Annotated in this window: 12 protein-coding genes; 11 read left to right on the top strand and 1 reads right to left on the bottom strand. The window is 69.4% G+C overall.

Annotated features, from left to right (window positions below; genetic code table 11):
• Window positions 1-89: 89 nt before the first annotated feature.
• The 4 genes from L3Q65_RS14455 (at window position 90) to L3Q65_RS14440 (ending at window position 7,010) form a co-directional block, all read left to right on the top strand.
• Entirely contained in the window at window positions 90-2,066 is a 1,977-nt protein-coding gene (locus L3Q65_RS14455) for a thiamine pyrophosphate-binding protein (RefSeq protein ID WP_237599962.1), read from the top strand.
• Between the two features lie 16 nt (window positions 2,067-2,082).
• A complete protein-coding gene (gene frc / locus L3Q65_RS14450) occupies window positions 2,083-3,312 on the top strand; it encodes a formyl-CoA transferase (protein WP_182889149.1) in 1,230 nt (409 codons plus the stop codon).
• Window positions 3,313-3,314: 2 nt separating this feature from the next.
• Window positions 3,315-5,453, top strand: coding sequence for an acetate--CoA ligase family protein (locus L3Q65_RS14445; protein WP_237599961.1), 2,139 nt, complete (start codon window positions 3,315-3,317; stop codon window positions 5,451-5,453).
• A 162-nt stretch (window positions 5,454-5,615) separates the two neighbouring features.
• On the top strand, window positions 5,616-7,010 hold the full coding sequence (locus L3Q65_RS14440; protein ID WP_182889151.1) for an OFA family MFS transporter: 1,395 nt from the start codon (window positions 5,616-5,618) through the stop codon (window positions 7,008-7,010).
• 139 nt (window positions 7,011-7,149) lie between these two features.
• Here L3Q65_RS14440 and L3Q65_RS14435 read toward each other — a convergent pair whose 3' ends face one another.
• Complete coding sequence (locus L3Q65_RS14435) at window positions 7,150-7,884, bottom strand: GntR family transcriptional regulator (protein ID WP_237599960.1); 735 nt, start codon at window positions 7,882-7,884, stop codon at window positions 7,150-7,152.
• Between the two features lie 394 nt (window positions 7,885-8,278).
• On the opposite strand from L3Q65_RS14435, the gene L3Q65_RS14430 reads away from it, so the two are divergent.
• From L3Q65_RS14430 to gcl, 7 genes are all read left to right on the top strand, one after another.
• A complete protein-coding gene (locus tag L3Q65_RS14430; RefSeq protein ID WP_237599959.1) occupies window positions 8,279-9,283 on the top strand; it encodes a pyridoxamine 5'-phosphate oxidase family protein in 1,005 nt (334 codons plus the stop codon).
• A 270-nt stretch (window positions 9,284-9,553) separates the two neighbouring features.
• Window positions 9,554-10,741: a cupin domain-containing protein gene (locus tag L3Q65_RS14425; RefSeq protein WP_237599958.1), complete on the top strand. Its 1,188-nt coding sequence runs from the start codon at window positions 9,554-9,556 to the stop codon at window positions 10,739-10,741.
• A gap of 268 nt (window positions 10,742-11,009) precedes the next feature.
• Window positions 11,010-11,957, top strand: a complete 948-nt coding sequence (locus L3Q65_RS14420; RefSeq protein WP_237599957.1) for a sucrase ferredoxin — start codon at window positions 11,010-11,012, stop codon at window positions 11,955-11,957.
• 585 nt (window positions 11,958-12,542) lie between these two features.
• The gene (locus L3Q65_RS14415; protein ID WP_182889155.1) at window positions 12,543-13,523 is read left to right on the top strand and encodes a 2-dehydropantoate 2-reductase; all 981 of its coding nucleotides are present in this window, start codon (window positions 12,543-12,545) and stop codon (window positions 13,521-13,523) included.
• Between the two features lie 266 nt (window positions 13,524-13,789).
• On the top strand, window positions 13,790-14,614 hold the full coding sequence (locus L3Q65_RS14410; protein ID WP_182889156.1) for a hydroxypyruvate isomerase family protein: 825 nt from the start codon (window positions 13,790-13,792) through the stop codon (window positions 14,612-14,614).
• Window positions 14,614-15,504 (top strand): 2-hydroxy-3-oxopropionate reductase, encoded by an 891-nt coding sequence (locus L3Q65_RS14405; protein WP_182889157.1) that lies wholly within the window; start codon window positions 14,614-14,616, stop codon window positions 15,502-15,504. Before L3Q65_RS14410 ends, L3Q65_RS14405 begins: the two co-directional genes overlap by 1 nt.
• 20 nt (window positions 15,505-15,524) lie before the next feature.
• Entirely contained in the window at window positions 15,525-17,201 is a 1,677-nt protein-coding gene (gcl, locus tag L3Q65_RS14400; protein WP_237600890.1) for a glyoxylate carboligase, read from the top strand.
• The last annotated feature ends 36 nt before the right edge of the window (window positions 17,202-17,237 follow it).

Below are 17,237 nucleotides of genomic sequence, written 5' to 3'. Positions count from 1 at the left end.
GACAGATCCGGCGGGCCGCGGAGAGGCACGAGCAGACCGGGACGAGCGCGCGGGTCAGAGAGGTCCGGCGCGGACAGGAGGAGTTGCGCATGTCGCCCACCACGACCGGCCGGCAACCAGGCCGGCACACCGGCGAGAACGCCAGCGGGAAGACCGGCGACACGGCCGGTGAGCACCCTGCCGGCGTAGCCGGCGAGCAGCGGTCAACCGGCCGGAGCGCCGGCGGGAAGACCGGTGAGAATCGGCAAACCGGCGAGAATGCCGGAGGCGAAGCCAACGAGCAGCGGTCGACGAGCCGAAGCGCCGGAGGCGAAGCCGGCGAGAACGGGCGAACCGCCCCGGACAAGGCCAGCGCGCCCGCGGGTCAGCACCGGGCCGCCACCGCCACCGGCGAAGCGGCGGAAACGATCTCCGGCGGCCACCTCGTCGCGAAAGCCCTGAAAGCCGAAGGCGTCGACACCATCTTCACCCTCTGCGGCGGCCACATCATCGACATCTACGACGGCTGCGTCGACGAGGGCATCAGCGTCATCGACGTCCGCCACGAGCAGGTCGCGGCGCACGCGGCCGACGGGTACGCGCGGATCACCGGCCGTCCCGGCTGTGCGGTGGTCACGGCGGGGCCGGGGACGACCGACGCGGTCACGGGCGTCGCGAACGCGTTGCGCGCGGAGAGCCCGATGCTGCTGATCGGCGGCCAGGGCGCGTTGAGCCAGCACAAAATGGGCTCCCTGCAGGACCTCCCGCACGTGGACATGATGACCCCGATCACCAAGTTCGCCGCGACCGTCCCGCACACCTCGCGGGCCGCTGACCTGGTGTCGATGGCGTTCCGGGAAGCCTTCGCGGGCGCGCCGGGACCGTCCTTTCTGGAGATTCCCCGAGACGTCCTCGACGCTCGCGTGCCGGCGGAGAACGCGCGCATCCCGGAGCCTGGCCGGTATCGCGCCTCAACGCGGAACGCGGGTGATCCGGCGGATGTCGAAAAGCTCGCCGATCTGCTGGTGCACGCCAAGAAACCGGCCGTACTCCTCGGCAGCCAGGTCTGGACGACGCGCGCCACCGAGCCCGCGACCGAACTTGTCCGCACGCTGAACATCCCGGCGTACATGAACGGCGCCGGCCGCGGAACTCTGCCGCCCGGCGATCCGCACCACTTCCAGCTCTCCCGCCGTTACGCGTTCGACAACGCGGACGTGATCGTCATCGTCGGCACGCCGTTCGACTTCCGGATGGGTTACGGCAAAAGGCTTTCCCCGGACGCGAAGGTGGTGCAGATCGACCTCGACTACCGGACCGTCGGCAAGAACCGCGACATCGATCTCGGCATCGTCGGCGACGCGGGGCAGATCCTCGCCGCGGTCGCGGACGCTGCGTCCGGCCGGGTGGACAACGGGGCGGTGGGGCGCAAGCCATGGCTGGAGGAACTGCGTGCGGTCGAGGACAAAGCCAAGCAGAAGCGCTTGCCGCAGCAGCATTCCGACTCGAATCCGATCCATCCGTACCGGCTGGTGCACGAGATCAACGAGTTCCTGACCGAGGATTCGATCTACATCGGCGACGGCGGTGACATCGTCACGTTCTCCGGCCAGGTCGTGCAGCCGAAAGCGCCGGGACACTGGATGGATCCCGGTCCGCTCGGGACGCTCGGCGTCGGCGTTCCGTTCGTGCTGGCCGCGAAACACGCGCGGCCGGACCAAGAGGTCGTCGCGCTCTTCGGGGACGGGGCGTTTTCCTTGACCGGCTGGGATTTCGAGACGCTCGTGCGGTTCGATCTGCCGTTCGTCGGGATCGTCGGCAACAACTCGTCGATGAACCAGATCCGCTACGGCCAGGCGCAGAAATACGGCCTGGCCCGCGAGCGCGTCGGGAACACCCTCGGGGATGTTCCCTACGACCAGTTCGCGCGGATGCTCGGCGGCTACGGCGAGGAAGTCCGCGACCCCGCGGACATCGCCCCGGCATTGCGCCGTGCGCGGGAATCCGGCAAGCCGTCGCTGATCAACGTCTGGGTCGACCCGGACGCCTACGCCCCCGGAACCATGAACCAGACGATGTACAAGTAGTCGGGAGGAGCCGAAGATGGGAAAGGCACTGGAGGGCGTCCGCGTCCTCGACATGACCCACGTCCAATCCGGACCGTCGTCGACGCAGATCCTCGCCTGGCTCGGCGCGGACGTCGTGAAGCTCGAAACCCCCGGCCGCGGCGACATCACCCGGGGCCAGCTGCGCGATCTGCCCGGAGTGGACAGTCTGTACTTCACGATGCTCAACGCCAACAAGCGCAGCATCACGCTCAACATGAAAAGCGAACAGGGCAAGGAAGTCTTCACCAAGCTGGTGTCCTCTGCGGACGTACTGGTGGAGAACTTCGGGCCCGGCGTGGTGGACCGTTTCGGGTTCTCCTGGGAGCGGCTCCGCGAGATCAACGAACGGCTGATCTACGCCTCGATCAAGGGTTTCGGACCGGGCCGGTACGCGAATTTCAAGGCCTACGAGGTGATCGCGCAGGCGATGGGCGGCTCGATGAGCACGACCGGCTTCGAGCAGGGACCGCCGACCGCCACCGGCGCGCAGATCGGCGATTCGGGCACCGGCATCCACCTGGTAGCGGCGATTCTGGCGGCGTTGTACCAGCGCACGAGCACCGGACGCGGCCAGCGGGTGCAGGTCGCGATGCAGGACGCCGTGCTCAACCTGTGCCGGGTCAAGCTGCGCGACCAGCAGCGGCTGGCGCACGGGCCGCTGGGGGAGTACCCCAACGAACGGTTCGGCGACGAGGTGCCGCGGTCGGGCAACGCGTCCGGCGGAGGACAGCCGGGCTGGGCGGTGCGCTGCGCGCCGGGCGGGCCGAACGACTACATCTACGTCATCGTCCAGCCGGTCGGCTGGGCCCCGCTGACCGAGCTGATCGGACGGCCGGAACTCGCCGAAGACCCGGACTGGGCGACGCCGGAGGCGCGGCTGTCCAAACTGGACAAAGTGTTCGCGATGGTCGAGGAATGGACCGAGCAGCGCACCAAATGGGAGGTCATGGAACTGCTCAACGCCCGGAACATCCCCTGTGGACCGATTCTGTCCACCAAGGAGCTGATCGAGGACGAGACGCTGGCCGAGCTGGGGTCGGTGGTCGAGGTGCCGCATCCGGAGCGCGGAGCGTTCAAGACCGTCGGCTGTCCGTTGAAGCTGTCCGATTCGCCGGTGGACGTCGAGCGTTCCCCGCTGCTCGGCGAACACAACGACGAGGTGCTCGGCGAACTCGGCTACAGCGCGGCGGATGTCGATCGGCTGCGCACGGCGGGCGTGATCTGAGGATGAGCACGGAAACGGGCCGCGCGGCGGTCGGGGAAATCTTGAAGCGAGTCGCCGAGGAAGGCCGTTCCGCCTTGACCGCACCGGAAGGTCGCGCGGTGTGCGAGGCCTACGGGATTCCGACGCCGCAGGAACGGCTCGCCGCTTCGGCGGCGGAAGCGGTGGCGCGGGCTGGGGAAATCGGCCTGCCAGTGGTGCTGAAGATCGTGTCGCCGGACATCCTGCACAAGACTGAGGCCGGCGGCGTGCTCGTCGGCCTTGGCAGCGAACAGGAAGTCGCCGACGGTTACGCCACGATTCTGGCCAATGCCAAGGCTTACGACGCTTCGGCGCGGATCACCGGCGTGCAGGTGCAGCAGATGCTGACCAGCGGGCAGGAAGTGATCATCGGCGCGGTCACCGATCCGAGCTTCGGCAAGATTGTCGCGTTCGGACTCGGCGGTGTCCTGGTCGAGGTGCTCAAGGACGTCACCTTCCGCCTGGCCCCCACCAGCACCGGCGAAGCTCTGTCCATGGTGGACGGCATCGCCGCGGCGGAAATCCTCAACGGAGTGCGCGGCGGCGAAGCGGTGGACAAGACGGCGCTGGCCGGCATCGTGCACCGGCTGTCGCAGCTGGTCACCGACTTTCCGCAGCTCGCCGAGGTCGATCTCAACCCGGTGCTCGCCACCGGCACCGGGGCAACTGCGGTGGACGTGCGGATTCTGGTCGATCCGGCGGCCGCCGCGGAACCGGTGCGGTTCAGCCAGGACGAGATCCTCGCCGCGATGAACCGGGTCATGAAACCGGCCGCGGTCGCGGTGATCGGCGCGTCCGCCGAGGACGGAAAGATCGGCAATTCGGTGATGAAGAATCTCGTCAACGGCGGCTACGCGGGCGAGATCTACCCGATCAATCCGAAGGCCGCGGAAATCCTCGATCGCAAGGCGTATCCGAGCATCTCGGACGTGCCCGGCGACGTGGACGTGGCCGTCTTCGCGATCCCGGCGAAGTTCGTGCCGTCGGCGCTGGAGGAGGCGGGGGAGAAGGGCGTCGCCGGGGCGATCCTGATCCCGTCCGGCTTCGGCGAGACCGGGAACATCGAGCTGCAGAACGAGGTTCTCGCCATAGCGCGCAGGCATGGCGTGCGGATTCTCGGCCCGAACATCTACGGCTATTACTACACGCCGGAGAATCTGTCGGCGACGTTTTGCACCCCGTACGACGTCAAAGGCGGTGTCGCGCTGTCCTCGCAGAGCGGCGGGATCGGGATGGCGATCCTGGGTTTCAGCCGGTCGGCCGGGATGGGCGTGTCGGCGATCGTCGGCGTAGGGAACAAAGCCGACATCGACGAAGACGACCTGCTCACGTTCTTCGAGCACGACGACAACACCGAACTCGTCGCCATGCACCTGGAAGACCTCAAGGACGGGCGCGCGTTCGCCGAAACCGCGAAACGAGTGTCGGCGAAGAAACCGGTGGTGGTGCTCAAGGCGGGCCGGACGTCGGAAGGCGCGAAAGCGGCCGGGTCCCACACCGGCGCGCTGGCCGGCAACGACCGCGTGTACGACGACATCCTGCGGCAAAGCGGCGTCATTCGCGCACCAGGGCTCAACGACCTGCTCGAATACGCGCGAGGCGTGCCGAAACTGCCCACGCCGAAGGGCGAAAACGTCGTGATCATCACCGGCGCGGGCGGTTCCGGGGTGCTGCTGTCGGACGCCTGTGTGGACAACGGGCTCACGCTGATGCGGATCCCGGACGACCTCGACGCCGCGTTCCGCGAATACATCCCCCCGTTCGGCGCGGCCGGGAACCCGGTGGACATCACCGGCGGGGAACCGCCGTCCACCTATCGGAACACCATCGCGTTAGGACTGTCCGACGATCGTATTCACTCGTTGGTTCTCGGTTACTGGCACACGATCGTCACGCCGCCGATGGTGTTCGCCGAGCTGGTCGCGGACGTCGTGGAGGAGTTCCGGCGCAAGGGGATCCACAAGCCGGTGGTGGCTTCGCTGTCCGGAGACGTCGAGGTCGAGCAGGCCAGCGAGCACCTGTACGCGCACGGCGTCGTCGCCTATCCGTACACGACCGAGAAGCCGGTCGCGGTGCTCGGCGCGAAGTACCGCTGGGCGCGTTCGGCCGGTCTGCTGCCTTGATCAAGTCCGGAGGGAGGCGTACGTTGCCCGACACCTAACCGCTGGTCAGCGGAGTGCGGCGAGGAAGGGACGCCGGGACGCGCGGTCGCGTCCCGGCTCGGGGGAAGAACGGAGACAGCCCGGCACGGGAACCGAAGTCAACGGTGACGAAAGAGAATTCTCATGACCGCAGCCCAACCGACATACCAGGAGATCGTCGACGACAACGGGCGGACATACCGGATCGGGGAGAGCCCCCGGGACCTGATGGGCCGGTCCCGCAGCTGGATGGTCTGGCTGCCGTGGGTGGCCATGATGGCGGTGAGCGTTTTCGAATACGGCTGGGGAGCCGTCGAGGGGACGCTCGAGGAGAAATACGGCTGGTCTTTGTCGGACGCGTTCTGGCTGGCCAGCATCTGGGCCGTGTTCCAGGCGGGGGTCGCTTTCCCGGCCGGGCGGCTCCGGGAGAAGAACATCGTGTCGGCGAAAACGGCGATGCTGGCCGGGGCGGTGTGTTCCGGGATCGGCTACTTCTCCATCGCGCACAGCGGAAATCTGGTGGTGGCGTTCATCGGGTACTCGGTGCTGGGCGGCATCGGCGCCGGGCTCGTGTACGCGACCTGCATCAACATGGTCGGGAAATGGTATCCGGAGAAACGCGGCGCTCGCACCGGTTTCGTGAACGGCGGGTTCGCCTACGGTTCGGTTCCGTTCATTTACCTGTTCAGCGCCTTCCTCGGCCATGAGAACGTGACGATCACGCTCGACGCGATCGGCCTGTACATGCTGGTGGTGGTCGGGCTGTGCGGCTTCGTGTTCAAGGACCCGCCGAAGAACTGGTGGCCCGCCGAGGTCGACCCGATCGCCTGGCTGAAAGGCAGCGCGGCGGGGAAGGCCCGCAGCCTGGAAAAGAACCCGCCCGCGGTACGGCAGTTCACGCCGATGGAGGCGATCCGCACCGGGATGCTGCCGCTGATGTGGGTGACCCTCGTGGTGATCGGCGGGGTTTCGCTGTTCGGGATCAACTTCCAGGTCGATTTCGCCAAGGAAAGCCAGTTCGGCGCTTTCGTGGCGGCTTCCTCGGCGGGGATCCTGGCCATTGTGAACGGGGTCGGCCGGGGGATCGTCGGCTGGGCTTCCGACCGGATCGGCCGGAAGGCGACGTTGTTCTGGGTGCTGGTGATCGCGGCGTTCGCGCAATTCGGCGTGCTGTGGTCGGGCAAGACGCACAGTCTGTTCTGGTTCATGGTATTCGCGGTGCTGACCGGATTCGGCAGCGGCGCGTTCTACCCGCTGTTCGCCGCGCTGGTGCCGGACTATTTCGGCGAGAACCACAACGCGACCAACTACGGCATCGTCTACAGCGCGAAACTGGTCGGCGGCGTCGGCGGCGGCGGTTTGGCGGCCGGAGTGATCGCCGCGTGGGGATACACCGGCGCGTACGTGCTGGCCGGGTGCATCGCCTTGCTGTCCGCGGTGATGACGTTGTTCCTGCGGCAGCCGGGACGGTCCGGTCGCGGCTCGACGGAAAAGGCGGGCAAGCAGATCGCCCGCACCGCTCCGGCGGCCGGAAGCTGAATTTCCCTGAGCGGGCCCGGGAGCGACGGGACGGCTGGCATCCGCCCCGTCGCTTCCGGGTTGCTTCGTTCCCCAGCGGGGCCGGCCGGCTGACCTCGCAGCGGTTCGGCGAGGCGTACCGGGACCCCAGTGCGGTGACCTATTCGGACGCTTCCGGCCGTTCGTGGAATGCCTGGCGCGTGCGTTCGGTGTGCTGCGCCATGATTTTCTCGGCTTTTTCGACGTTGTGCGCCGCGATCGCCTCGATCAGCGCGGCGTGCTCCTGCCACGCGTCGCGCCCCCGGGGCCGGGCGATCGGCGTGTAGTACCAACGGACCCGGCGGTCGACCAGGCCGATCAGCTCGGTCAGGACGGCGTTGCCGGTCAGTTCGGTGATGTACCCGTGCAGGTCGGCGTTCGCCGCGACCAGCCGTTCGCTGTCGTCCGCGGCGAGGGCTTTCATGCCCACGTCTTGCAGTTCCCAGAGGCGCTTGATGTCGTCGTCGGTCGCGCACGCGGCGGCGAGACGCGCGGAGTGGGTCTCCAGCACCGCCCGGACGCCGAGCAGCTGGTCGGCTTCCTCGTCGGTGGGCAGGTGCACGAACGCGCCCTGCGCCGGCCGGAGGTCGACCCAGCCCTCGCTCTGCAGCCGCTGCAACGCCTCGCGCACCGGCTGCCGGCTGACCCCGAGGTATTCGGCCAGGTCAGCCTCGACGAGATGCTGCCCGGGTTCGAGGGTGCGGTTGATGATCAGCTCGGCGAGCGCGTCGTACACGACCTGCCGCAGCGGCGCGGGCCGCTCCACCCGGTTGGCGCTCTTGCCGGAGAGCGACCCCTTGGCCGTCCGGCGGCCGGTGGGCCCGCGTTCGGGCAGGGGGGAAACGGACTCGGTCACGGTGCACCTCGGGTGGGATCAGCGGCGGGATTCGAGGAACTCAGTTTTCAGGATACAGGTTTTGGTATGCAAAATCCCAGAATTCTGGATCAGGTGTGCGATCTTCCCTCGGAGGGGGCGACCGGGCGGTGGTCTCTGGCGCGGGGCAGGGCCCGAGAAGCGGCTGCTGGCAGGGATCGGGCCGGGCGGGAGTGGCTTGCTGGCAGGGATCGGGCCGGGCGGGAGTGGCTTGCTGGCAGGGATCGGCGGCGAAGCGGATCCGGCCGCGCCTGGCATCGTGCGCGCCTGGCGGCGGGCCGAACCCGGGGCCGTCCAGCGCTGCATCCGCCTGGCGCGCGAACGGGTCCCGCCGCGGGGACGCTCGCCGGCGATCTTGTTAGGCTAACCTAACTCCATGGGGATCATCCGTGCGGTGCCGGAACTGGAACGCGTCGTGGGCGAGCGGCCGCTGCCGGTCATGATGAAGTCGATCGACCGTCTCGACCCGCATTGCCTGGCGCTGCTCGCGCACAGTCCGGCCGCTGTGCTCGGTTATGTCGACGCCGAGGGGCGTCAGCGGGCCGGACTGGTCGGCGGAACTCCCGGGTTCGCCGAGGCGGAGAGCACGTCGCGGCTGCGGCTCCCCGCCCCGCCATCGGCAGCGCCGGGCACCGGCGCCGCGCTGCTGGTGCTCGTCCCGGGATGGCGCGAGACCTTGCGGATCAACGGAACTCTCGCCGAAGACGGTCTTCTCGTCGAGGAAGCGTTCCTGCACTGCGGCAAAGCAGTGATCCGCTCGAACCTGTGGGGACCGGCAGCGGCGCCAGGGGACGCCGTCGAGGAGGGCTCCGTCCTCGGACCGGCGGCGGCCGATTTCCTTGCGGCCGCACCGTTCGCGGTGATCGCGTCGCGGGACGGCGCCGGGCGCGCGGACGTCAGTCCCAAGGGCGATCCGCCCGGAGCGGCCAGGATGATCGGCCCGGCGACGGCCGTTCTCGCCGATCGGCCCGGCAACCGGCGCACGGACACGTTCCACAATGTCGTCGAGCGCCCGGAGGTGGCTGTCTTGGCAGTCGTCCCCGGCGACCTTCGGACATTGGAGATCACCGGGAAGGCGGCCGTCAGCACGGACGCCGGGCTGCGCGAGTCGACGGCCGAGCGCAACCGCACCCCGAAAGCGGTGCTCAAAGTGGACGTCGAGACCGTCCGGCTCGCACAGAACAGTGCCCTGCGTGACTCCGGGTTGTGGGACCCCGCCCGGCACGTCGACCCCGCCGACCTGCCGCGGCCGTCGACTGTCTGGACCGATCACCTCAAGCTGAACGAGACCGCGGGCGCCGCCGCGAAACTGGTGCGGGACGGGGTGGACGAGCGCCTGCTCCGAGCGGGTCTCGACGAGGATTACCGGCAGAATCTCTGACCGGGCGGTTCGGCCGAGGGTGATCAACGGCGCGCCGAAGACTACTCAAATGACCGATGTCCGCCCCGGCGATCTCCCGTAGCGTGAGGCGCGCCCAGTCGTCGACGTTGCGAGGTCCGGATGGCTCAAGAACGCATGACAACCGACACCGACACGGCCGCCAGCGGCCTGCTGCTGAGCGTCGAACCGCTGACCGCCGCGGTCGACCGCGGCAAGGCCAACGGAGCCGTGGCCGACAACGACGGCAACGACTAGCCGTTGCCGCGCTCCATGACGGAGATTCCCGGACTGGCCGGCCTCGTCGCACCGCTCGAGGCCGGCCAGTTCTTCGCAGACGTCCTGGGCAAGCAACCGCGGCGGTTCCCGGGGGAGAAGGGCCGGTTCGCGTCGCTGCTCCCGTGGCCGGAACTGGACCGTGTGCTGCGCCAGCACCGCCTGGAGTTCCCTCGGCTGCGGCTCGCGCTCGACGGCGACGTCGTCCCCGCGCACACGTACACCGAAATGGTGTCGACCCGGCGCAACGGCCTGGTCCCGCGCGTGCTGCCGGCCCCGTTCGCCGAACACCTGCGCTCCGGCGCGACGCTCGTGCTCGATTCGGTCAACGAACTGGTCGGCGAGGTCGGCGAACTGGCGAGCAGGCTCGAACACGACCTGCGCGAGCGCATCCAGGTCAACCTGTACGCGGGCTGGGGTACCACGCACGGCTTCGACGTGCACTGGGACGACCACGACGCGTTCATCATCCAGCTTTCCGGGCGGAAGCGGTGGCGCCTGCACGGGGTCACGCGGCGTTCGCCGCTGCAACGGGACGTCGAGCTTCCGGAACGCCCGGAAGGCGAGCCGTCCGACGACTTCCTGCTGGAGGACGGCGACGTCCTTTACCTGCCGCGCGGGCACTGGCACGACGTGTCGGCCGTCGGCGAGGAGTCGCTGCACCTGACGATCGGGTTCAACGCCGCCACCGGTGTGGATCTCGTCGCGTGGCTGGCCGACCAATTGCGGTCCGACGAGTTGTTCCGCGCCGATCTGCCGCGGTTCGCCGGTCCGGACGCGCGGGCCGAGCGGGCCGAAGCTCTCCGCCGCCGGCTCGCCGAGGCAACTGCGGGCGACGTCGTCGGCCGTTTCCTTGCCGACCGGGACGCCCAGGCCCCGGCCCAGACCCGCGTCGGCCTGCCGTGGGCGGCGACGGCGGACCTGCTGCCGCCGGACGACGACTTCGAGGTCAGGCTGCTCGTCCCGCGTGCCGCGCTGGTCGACGACGACGGGACTGTTGCCCTGGTCGGAGCCGGGAAACGGTTGGTGTTCGCCGAAGCCGCGCGACCGGTGCTCGCCGCGTTGCTCGGGTGCGCCCCGCAGCCGTTCAAGGTTCTCGTCGACGCCGCGCCCGGGGTGCCTCCGGCGACTGTGCGGGCTTTGTTGCGGGAGTTGGTGGTTCAGGGGCTGGTGGCTCGGGCTTGACCACGGACTTCGCCGAGCGGTGGTGCGGGTGCAATCGAGGTGAGTCGGCGGTGCGACGCCGGGCTTGCGGGGCAGGTCGCCTGCCCGGCGCTGATCCCGCCCTTATCTGACGGGACGGTGCGCGCGCTGGTCATCCGCGGTTTCGGCGTGGGCTGAGCCACCGGCATGTCGGTCCGGAGTCCTCGCGAGCATTGCCCGATCGAGTGATGTCGCGCGAGAGTGACGGTTGCCTCGAAAGAGCAGGACGGACCGTCAGCTATACTTAGGCATGCCTAAGCCCGACGTGCCGCACTCGGGCCCGGGGATCTGCTTCCCGGGCCGGAATGCCGCGCCCGGATGCGCCGCGCTCACTCGGGAGCTCGGCGGCGAGCCCGCGGGAACCGCCGCGCGCATGACGTCCTGGCTGCTGGTCGAGCAGCCGGGTTCATGGGGGCCGGACGCGCTCGAAGACGCGCTGTCCGCCGTGTTCCCCGCCGAGCGTCTCGACGCCGCACGTGCTGCCGGCCTCCGTCCGCTGCTGATCCGCAAGCCGGGTCGGCACGCGCGGACGCCGGGTGCGCCGCGCACGGTTTACGTCGCGAGCGGACAGCCCGGCGACCGCTGGACGGAGCGACTCGACCTCGCTGACCTGGCCGAACTCGCCCACCTTGATCTTGAGGCGGTCGCTGCCGGACGTCGCGGGCACGGGGAACCGGTGTCGGGGCCGCTCTTTCTCGTCTGCACTCACGGCAGCAAGGACATGTGCTGCGCCGTTTTCGGCCGTCCGCTGGCCACGAGCCTCGCGCAGAACCATCCCGGACGGGTGTGGGAGGTCAGCCATGTCGGCGGGGACCGGTGGGCCGGAAATCTCCTGACCGTGCCCGACGGCTTTCTCCACGGCAGCCTCGCGGTTCCCGACGCTGAACTGGCGGCCAAGGAAGCACTCGGCGGCAATGTCCGGTTGGAGAACCTCCGCGGCCGGACCTCGGCGGAGAGTGCGTGGTCGCAGTTCGCCGAGATGGAGGTTCGCGGACGCACTGGCCTGCGCGGCCTCGACGCGGTGCTGGCCGTGACGGAGGAATCCCGGGGTGACGCCCGGAGTGTGCTGGTCGACGCGGGCGGGCGGCGGTACGAGGTGGTGGTCCGGCGGGCTGCGCCGACAGCCTCCGCGCACAGCCGATGCACCGCGCGCCTGGTGCTGGCGGGGTTCGTGGCGGAGTCGGTGCGCGAAGTCTGACGCCGGTGCTCGGGGTCGCTCGGCGAGGAGAGCTGGCCATGCGACCGACTGACCGTCCGCGGGCGGCTGGCCGGGCGGCGGCTTCGCATTGCCGGACACGGAGGTGCCCGGCATCTCGCGCTCGTGAGTGTTTATGCCGGTTAGAACCGGCATAGACACTCACGACGCTGCTCGGCGGCGCGCCGCCGCCACTGGCATCGTTCCCTGCCCCGCCCGCGGTGCTCGGCTGGCCGCCCGCGCCAGCGGCGTCGTTCCAGCACAGGGAGCGCGGCGAACCCATTCGCCGCGGCACTGGTGCCCCGGCTGAAGAGTCGTTGCGTTGCGGGCGGTCTCGTCGGGGAGGGGTTGCGGTGTGGGCGGGTTCGTCGGGGAGGGGTTGCGGTGTGGGCGGCCCCGCCGGGGAGGCGTTGCGGTGCGGGCGGTCTCGTCAGGGAAGCCGTTCCAGTCCCGTGCAGGCCACCTGGCCGACCTCATCGACCCGGTGTTCGTCATCGCCGGTTCCGATGACCAGAACCTGGCCCGTCGTCACGATACGGGATACTGTATGCAATCTAACATCGGCGGTATCCCGACCGGGAGGCGACCATGCGGGTGGCGGTTCTGGGCGCAGGAGCGATCGGCGCGTACGTCGGCGCGGCCCTCCATCGCGGCGGCACCGAAGTCCACCTCATCGCCCGCGGCGCGCATCTCGCGGCGATGGCGGCGGGCGGGGTGGCGGTCCGGAGTCCTCGCGGGGACTTCACGGCGCGTCCGCACGTCACTTCGGACCCGCGCGAGGTCGGGCCGGTCGACTACGTTTTCCTTGGCCTCAAAGCGCATTCGTACCCGGACTGCGGCGCCCTCCTGAAACCGCTGCTGCACGAGAGCACCGCGCTCGTCGCGGCGCAGAACGGCATTCCGTGGTGGTATTTCCACGGGCTGACTGGGCATCCGCTGGCCGGCCGCCGGGTCGAAGCGGTCGATCCGGGCGGGGCGACCAGCCGGGTGCTGGACGTCGAGCGGGCGATCGGATGCGTCGTCTACTGCTCGACCGTCATCGAGGAGCCGGGCGTCATCCGGCATCTCGAGGGCACGCGGTTTTCCCTCGGCGAACCGTCCGGGGACAGCTCCGTCCGCTGCCGGAAGCTCGCCGACGCGATGGTCGCGGGCGGGCTCAAGGCCCCGGTCGAGCCGAGGCTGCGGGACGACATCTGGGTCAAGCTGATGGGCAACGTCGCGTTCAATCCGCTGTCCGCGCTCACCCGGGCGACCATGGCGCAGATGTGCGAGCACGACGAAACCCGCGCGCTGGTCGCGGCGATGATGACCGAAACCCTCGCGATCGCGCGGGCGGCGGGTGCGGACCCGCGGGTGTCGGTGGAGAAGCGGATCGACGGCGCGTGGCGCGTCGGGCACCACAAGACGTCCATGCTGCAGGACCTGGAAGCGGGCAAACCGCTGGAGATCGACGCGATCATCGGGGCGGTCGTGGAACTCGCGGACCTGACTGGCGTCGAGGCTCCTGCGCTGCGGCATGTGCACGCCGCGATCGGATTGCTCAACCGGACGGCGATTCCGGTCGGCTGAAAAGAAAATCATCAGTCTGTCCACTGTGGAATAAAGAATGACCACTGTGGACGGTCTGGGTCGAACCTGCTCCCGGAGAGCGCCGCCAGAGGCGTGTGCACTCGACCGTGTCCGACGCGGGCCGCGCCGCGGCGCGCCCAGTGCGTCGCGGAAACCTGCGTGCTTCCCGTTGACCGAAGCCTCCGCGTCCAGCTATTCTCGAACTACGGAAGAAAACTTCCACAAAGCGAAATTAGCTGATCGAGATGTGAGGAGCCGAGGTACTCATGACCGGTCCCGCCGGGGAGCGGCACTCGCTGCCCTACACCGCCAACCTGTCGATCCTGTTCACCGAACTCCCGCTGCTCGAGCGCGCGCAGGCCGCTCGGGCAGCGGGCTTCACCAAGGTGGAGTACTGGTGGCCGTTCGAGAGCGCCGACCCGTCCGGGGCCGACGTCGACCGGTTCGCACGGTCGGTCGAGCAGGCGGGCGTCCAGCTGACCGGGCTGAACTTCTACGCGGGCGACATGGCCGCGGGCGAGCGCGGGCTCGTGTCGTGGGTCGGTCGCGAGGCGGAGTTCGCGACGAGCCTGACGGTCGCGCTCGGGCTCGCCGAACGGCTCGGCTGCCGCAGCTTCAACGCGCTGTACGGCAACCGGATCGACGGGGTGGCACCGTCCGAACAGGACGACCTCGCCCGCACGCACCTCGCTGCCGCGGCGAAAGCGGCCGAGGGCATCGGCGCGCAGCTGGTGCTCGAACCGCTGTCCGGCACCCCGGCGTACCCGCTGAAGACCGCGGCCGACGCGGTCGCGGTGCTCGACGAGCTGGGCCTGGACAACGTCCGGCTGCTCGCGGACCTCTACCACCTGGCGGTCAACGGCGACGACCTCGACACCGTGATCGCCCGCTACACCCCGCGCACCGGGCACGTGCAGATCGCCGACGCGCCGGGCCGGCACCAGCCGGGCACGGGGGAGCTGGATCTCGAAGGACATCTGGAAAAGCTGCAGGCGGCGGGCTACGCCGGACCGGTGGGCGTCGAGTACAAACCGGACGGCTCCACTGTGGACTCGCTGGCCTGGCTGCCGTACGAGCGAAGGGGAAACTGATGAGCAGGATCGGGTTCATCGGACTGGGCGTGATGGGCACGCCGATGGCGGCGCACCTGGCCGCCGCCGGACACGAGGTGAGCGGGTTCGACCTCAACGCCGACGCGCTGGCCAAACTGGAAGCGGCGGGCGGCCGCGCCGCGAAGGACGTCGCCGACGCGGTGTCCGCGGCCGAGGTGGTGATCACCATGCTGCCGAACCACCCGCAGGTCGAGCAGGTCGTGCTCGCCCCGGGCGGCGTGCTGGACACGATCGCGCCCGGCACGCTGCTGGCCGACATGAGCACCATCCGGCCGGAGACGTCGATCGAGGTCGCGAAAGCCGGTGCGGCCAAGGGGATCCGCGTGCTGGACGCTCCGGTCTCCGGCGGGCAAGCGGGAGCCGAGCAGGCGACGCTGTCCATTATGGTCGGTGGCGACGAGGCCGATTTCGCCGCGGCGAAGCCGGTTTTCGACACGCTCGGCAAGACCGTGGTGCACGTCGGCCCGCACGGCGCGGGCCAGGTCGTGAAAGCGGCCAACCAGCTGGTGGTCGGCGGGATCTACGGGCTGGTCGCCGAGGCGATCGTGCTGCTCGAAGCGTCCGGAGTGGACGCGGGCACCGGGCTCGACGTGCTGGCCGGCGGTCTCGCCGGCAGCCGGATCCTGGAACTGAAACGGAAGTCGATGGTCGCGCGGCAGTTCGAGCCGGGCTTCCGGATCGACCTGCACCACAAGGACATGGGCATCGCGCTGGCCGCGGCCCGGCAGTCCGACGTGGCGCTCCCGCTGACCGGCCTGGTCGCGCAGCTGGTCGCGGCAGGGCGGGCGATGGGCTACGGCTCGCTGGACCACTCCGCGCTGCTGAAGGTCGTCGAAGAACTGTCCGGCCGCTCGTCCGAGGAGGTTTGACCATGGCCCGGGTCCCCGCTATGCAGGCAGTCGTCGACGTGCTGGTCGACGAAGGCATCGACGTCGCCTTCGGCTGCCCAGGCGCGGCGATCCTGCCGCTCTACGACGCGATGCAAGGCCGCGGCATCGACCATCTGGTGGTCCGCCACGAAGAAGGCGCGACGCACATGGCCGACGGCTGGGCGCGCACCACCGGCAACGTCGGCGTCGCCATCGGCACGTCCGGTCCGGCGGGCACCAACATGATCACCGGTCTCTACACCGCGCACGCGGATTCCGTCCCGATCCTGTGCATCACCGGGCAGGCCGCGACGACGAAACTGCACCAGGAAGCGTTCCAAGCGGTCGACATCGTCGAGATCGCGCGGCCGGTCACGAAGTGGGCGGTCCAGGTGAAGGAAGCGGCGCAACTGCCGTGGATCTTCCGCGAGGCGTTCCGGATCGCGCGGTCCGGCCGTCCCGGTCCGGTCCTCATCGACCTCCCGATCGACGTCCAGAAGCAGATGATCGAGTGGGATTCGTCGATCGATTCGGCCCTGCCGGTCAGCACGGTCAAACCGGCTCCGGCGCGGGTCGAGCGGGCGCTGGACATGCTGCTCGCCGCCGAACGTCCGCTGATCCTGGCCGGCGGCGGCGTCGTGCTCGGCGAGGCGAGCGACCCGTTGCGGCGGCTGGCGGAGCGGCTCGGCGTCCCGGTCGGGGTCACGCTGATGGGCAAGGGCAGTTTCCCGGAGGACCACGAGCTGTTCGCCGGCATGGCGGGCATCCAGACGTCGCAGCGCTGGGCCAATGCGGCGTTCCTGGAATCCGACCTGGTCCTGGCGCTGGGCGCGCGGTTCGGCGACCGGCACACCGGCGAGCTGTCGGTGTACCGCGGCGACCGGAAGTTCATCCACGTCGACATCGAGCCCACGCAGCTGGGCAAGGTGTTCGGACCGGACCTCGGCGTCGTTTCGCACACGCGGGAGTTCCTCGAAGCGCTGCTGGCGGCGCTCGACGCGCGCACCGCTCCGGCGCGGGACCGCGCGTGGGTCAAGCGGCTCGGCGACCTCAAGGCGGAGCTGCCGCGCAAGGAGGACTTCGACTGCACGCCGATCAAGGCGCCGCGGGTGTTCAAGGAGCTCAACGAGTTCTACGGCCCCGAGACGTACTTCGTGACGGCGATCGGGCTGTACCAGATCTGGTCGGGGCAGTTCCAGCGCGCGCATCTGCCGCGGCACTACCAGGTGTGCGGCCAGGCAGGCCCGCTCGGCTGGGAGATCCCGGCCGCGATCGGGGTCAAGAAGGCCCGGCCGGACGCGGAGGTCGTCGGCGTGGTCGGCGATTACTCGTTCCAGTTCCTGGTGGAGGAGCTGGCGGTCGCCGCGCAGTACGACGTCGGGTTCGTGCTCGTCATGCTCAACAACGAGTACCTGGGGCTGATCCGCCAGTCCGAGCTGCCCTACGAGATGAACTACCAGGTCGACATCCACTACGACGACCACGGCACGGACAACGTGAAGATCATGGAGGCCTACGGCTGCTCGGGCACGCGCGTCGAAGACCCGGGCGAGATCCGGTCGTCGCTGGAATGGGCGCGGAAGGAAGCCGAACGCACCCGGCGGCCGGTGCTGGTCGAGATCATGATCGAACGCGAGGGCAACGCCGCGATGGGCGCCGCACTGGACGCGGTGCGCGAGTTCGAAGCGGCTGACTGACCGGGAACCGGGCCGGGGCATCGAGGTGCTCCGGCC

The organism is Amycolatopsis sp. FU40, from assembly GCF_021903635.1.
In the GTDB taxonomy this organism is placed as follows: domain Bacteria; phylum Actinomycetota; class Actinomycetes; order Mycobacteriales; family Pseudonocardiaceae; genus Amycolatopsis; species Amycolatopsis dendrobii.
Note: the sequence above shows the minus strand (reverse complement) of the source record. Positions and strands in the feature narration are given on the sequence as shown.

What these genes read in the sequence shown, in the direction of transcription:
- L3Q65_RS14415 (WP_182889155.1), top strand. Translation starts at nt 12,543, where the DNA reads ATGCGGGTGGCGGTTCTGGGCGCAGGAGCGATCGGCGCGTACGTCGGC.
- gcl (WP_237600890.1), top strand. Translation starts at nt 15,525, where the DNA reads ATGCAGGCAGTCGTCGACGTGCTGGTCGACGAAGGCATCGACGTCGCC.
- L3Q65_RS14455 (WP_237599962.1), top strand. Translation starts at nt 90, where the DNA reads ATGTCGCCCACCACGACCGGCCGGCAACCAGGCCGGCACACCGGCGAG.
- L3Q65_RS14420 (WP_237599957.1), top strand. Translation starts at nt 11,010, where the DNA reads ATGCCTAAGCCCGACGTGCCGCACTCGGGCCCGGGGATCTGCTTCCCG.
- L3Q65_RS14440 (WP_182889151.1), top strand. Translation starts at nt 5,616, where the DNA reads ATGACCGCAGCCCAACCGACATACCAGGAGATCGTCGACGACAACGGG.
- L3Q65_RS14410 (WP_182889156.1), top strand. Translation starts at nt 13,790, where the DNA reads ATGACCGGTCCCGCCGGGGAGCGGCACTCGCTGCCCTACACCGCCAAC.
- L3Q65_RS14430 (WP_237599959.1), top strand. Translation starts at nt 8,279, where the DNA reads ATGGGGATCATCCGTGCGGTGCCGGAACTGGAACGCGTCGTGGGCGAG.
- L3Q65_RS14405 (WP_182889157.1), top strand. Translation starts at nt 14,614, where the DNA reads ATGAGCAGGATCGGGTTCATCGGACTGGGCGTGATGGGCACGCCGATG.
- frc (WP_182889149.1), top strand. Translation starts at nt 2,083, where the DNA reads ATGGGAAAGGCACTGGAGGGCGTCCGCGTCCTCGACATGACCCACGTC.
- L3Q65_RS14425 (WP_237599958.1), top strand. Translation starts at nt 9,554, where the DNA reads ATGACGGAGATTCCCGGACTGGCCGGCCTCGTCGCACCGCTCGAGGCC.
- L3Q65_RS14445 (WP_237599961.1), top strand. Translation starts at nt 3,315, where the DNA reads ATGAGCACGGAAACGGGCCGCGCGGCGGTCGGGGAAATCTTGAAGCGA.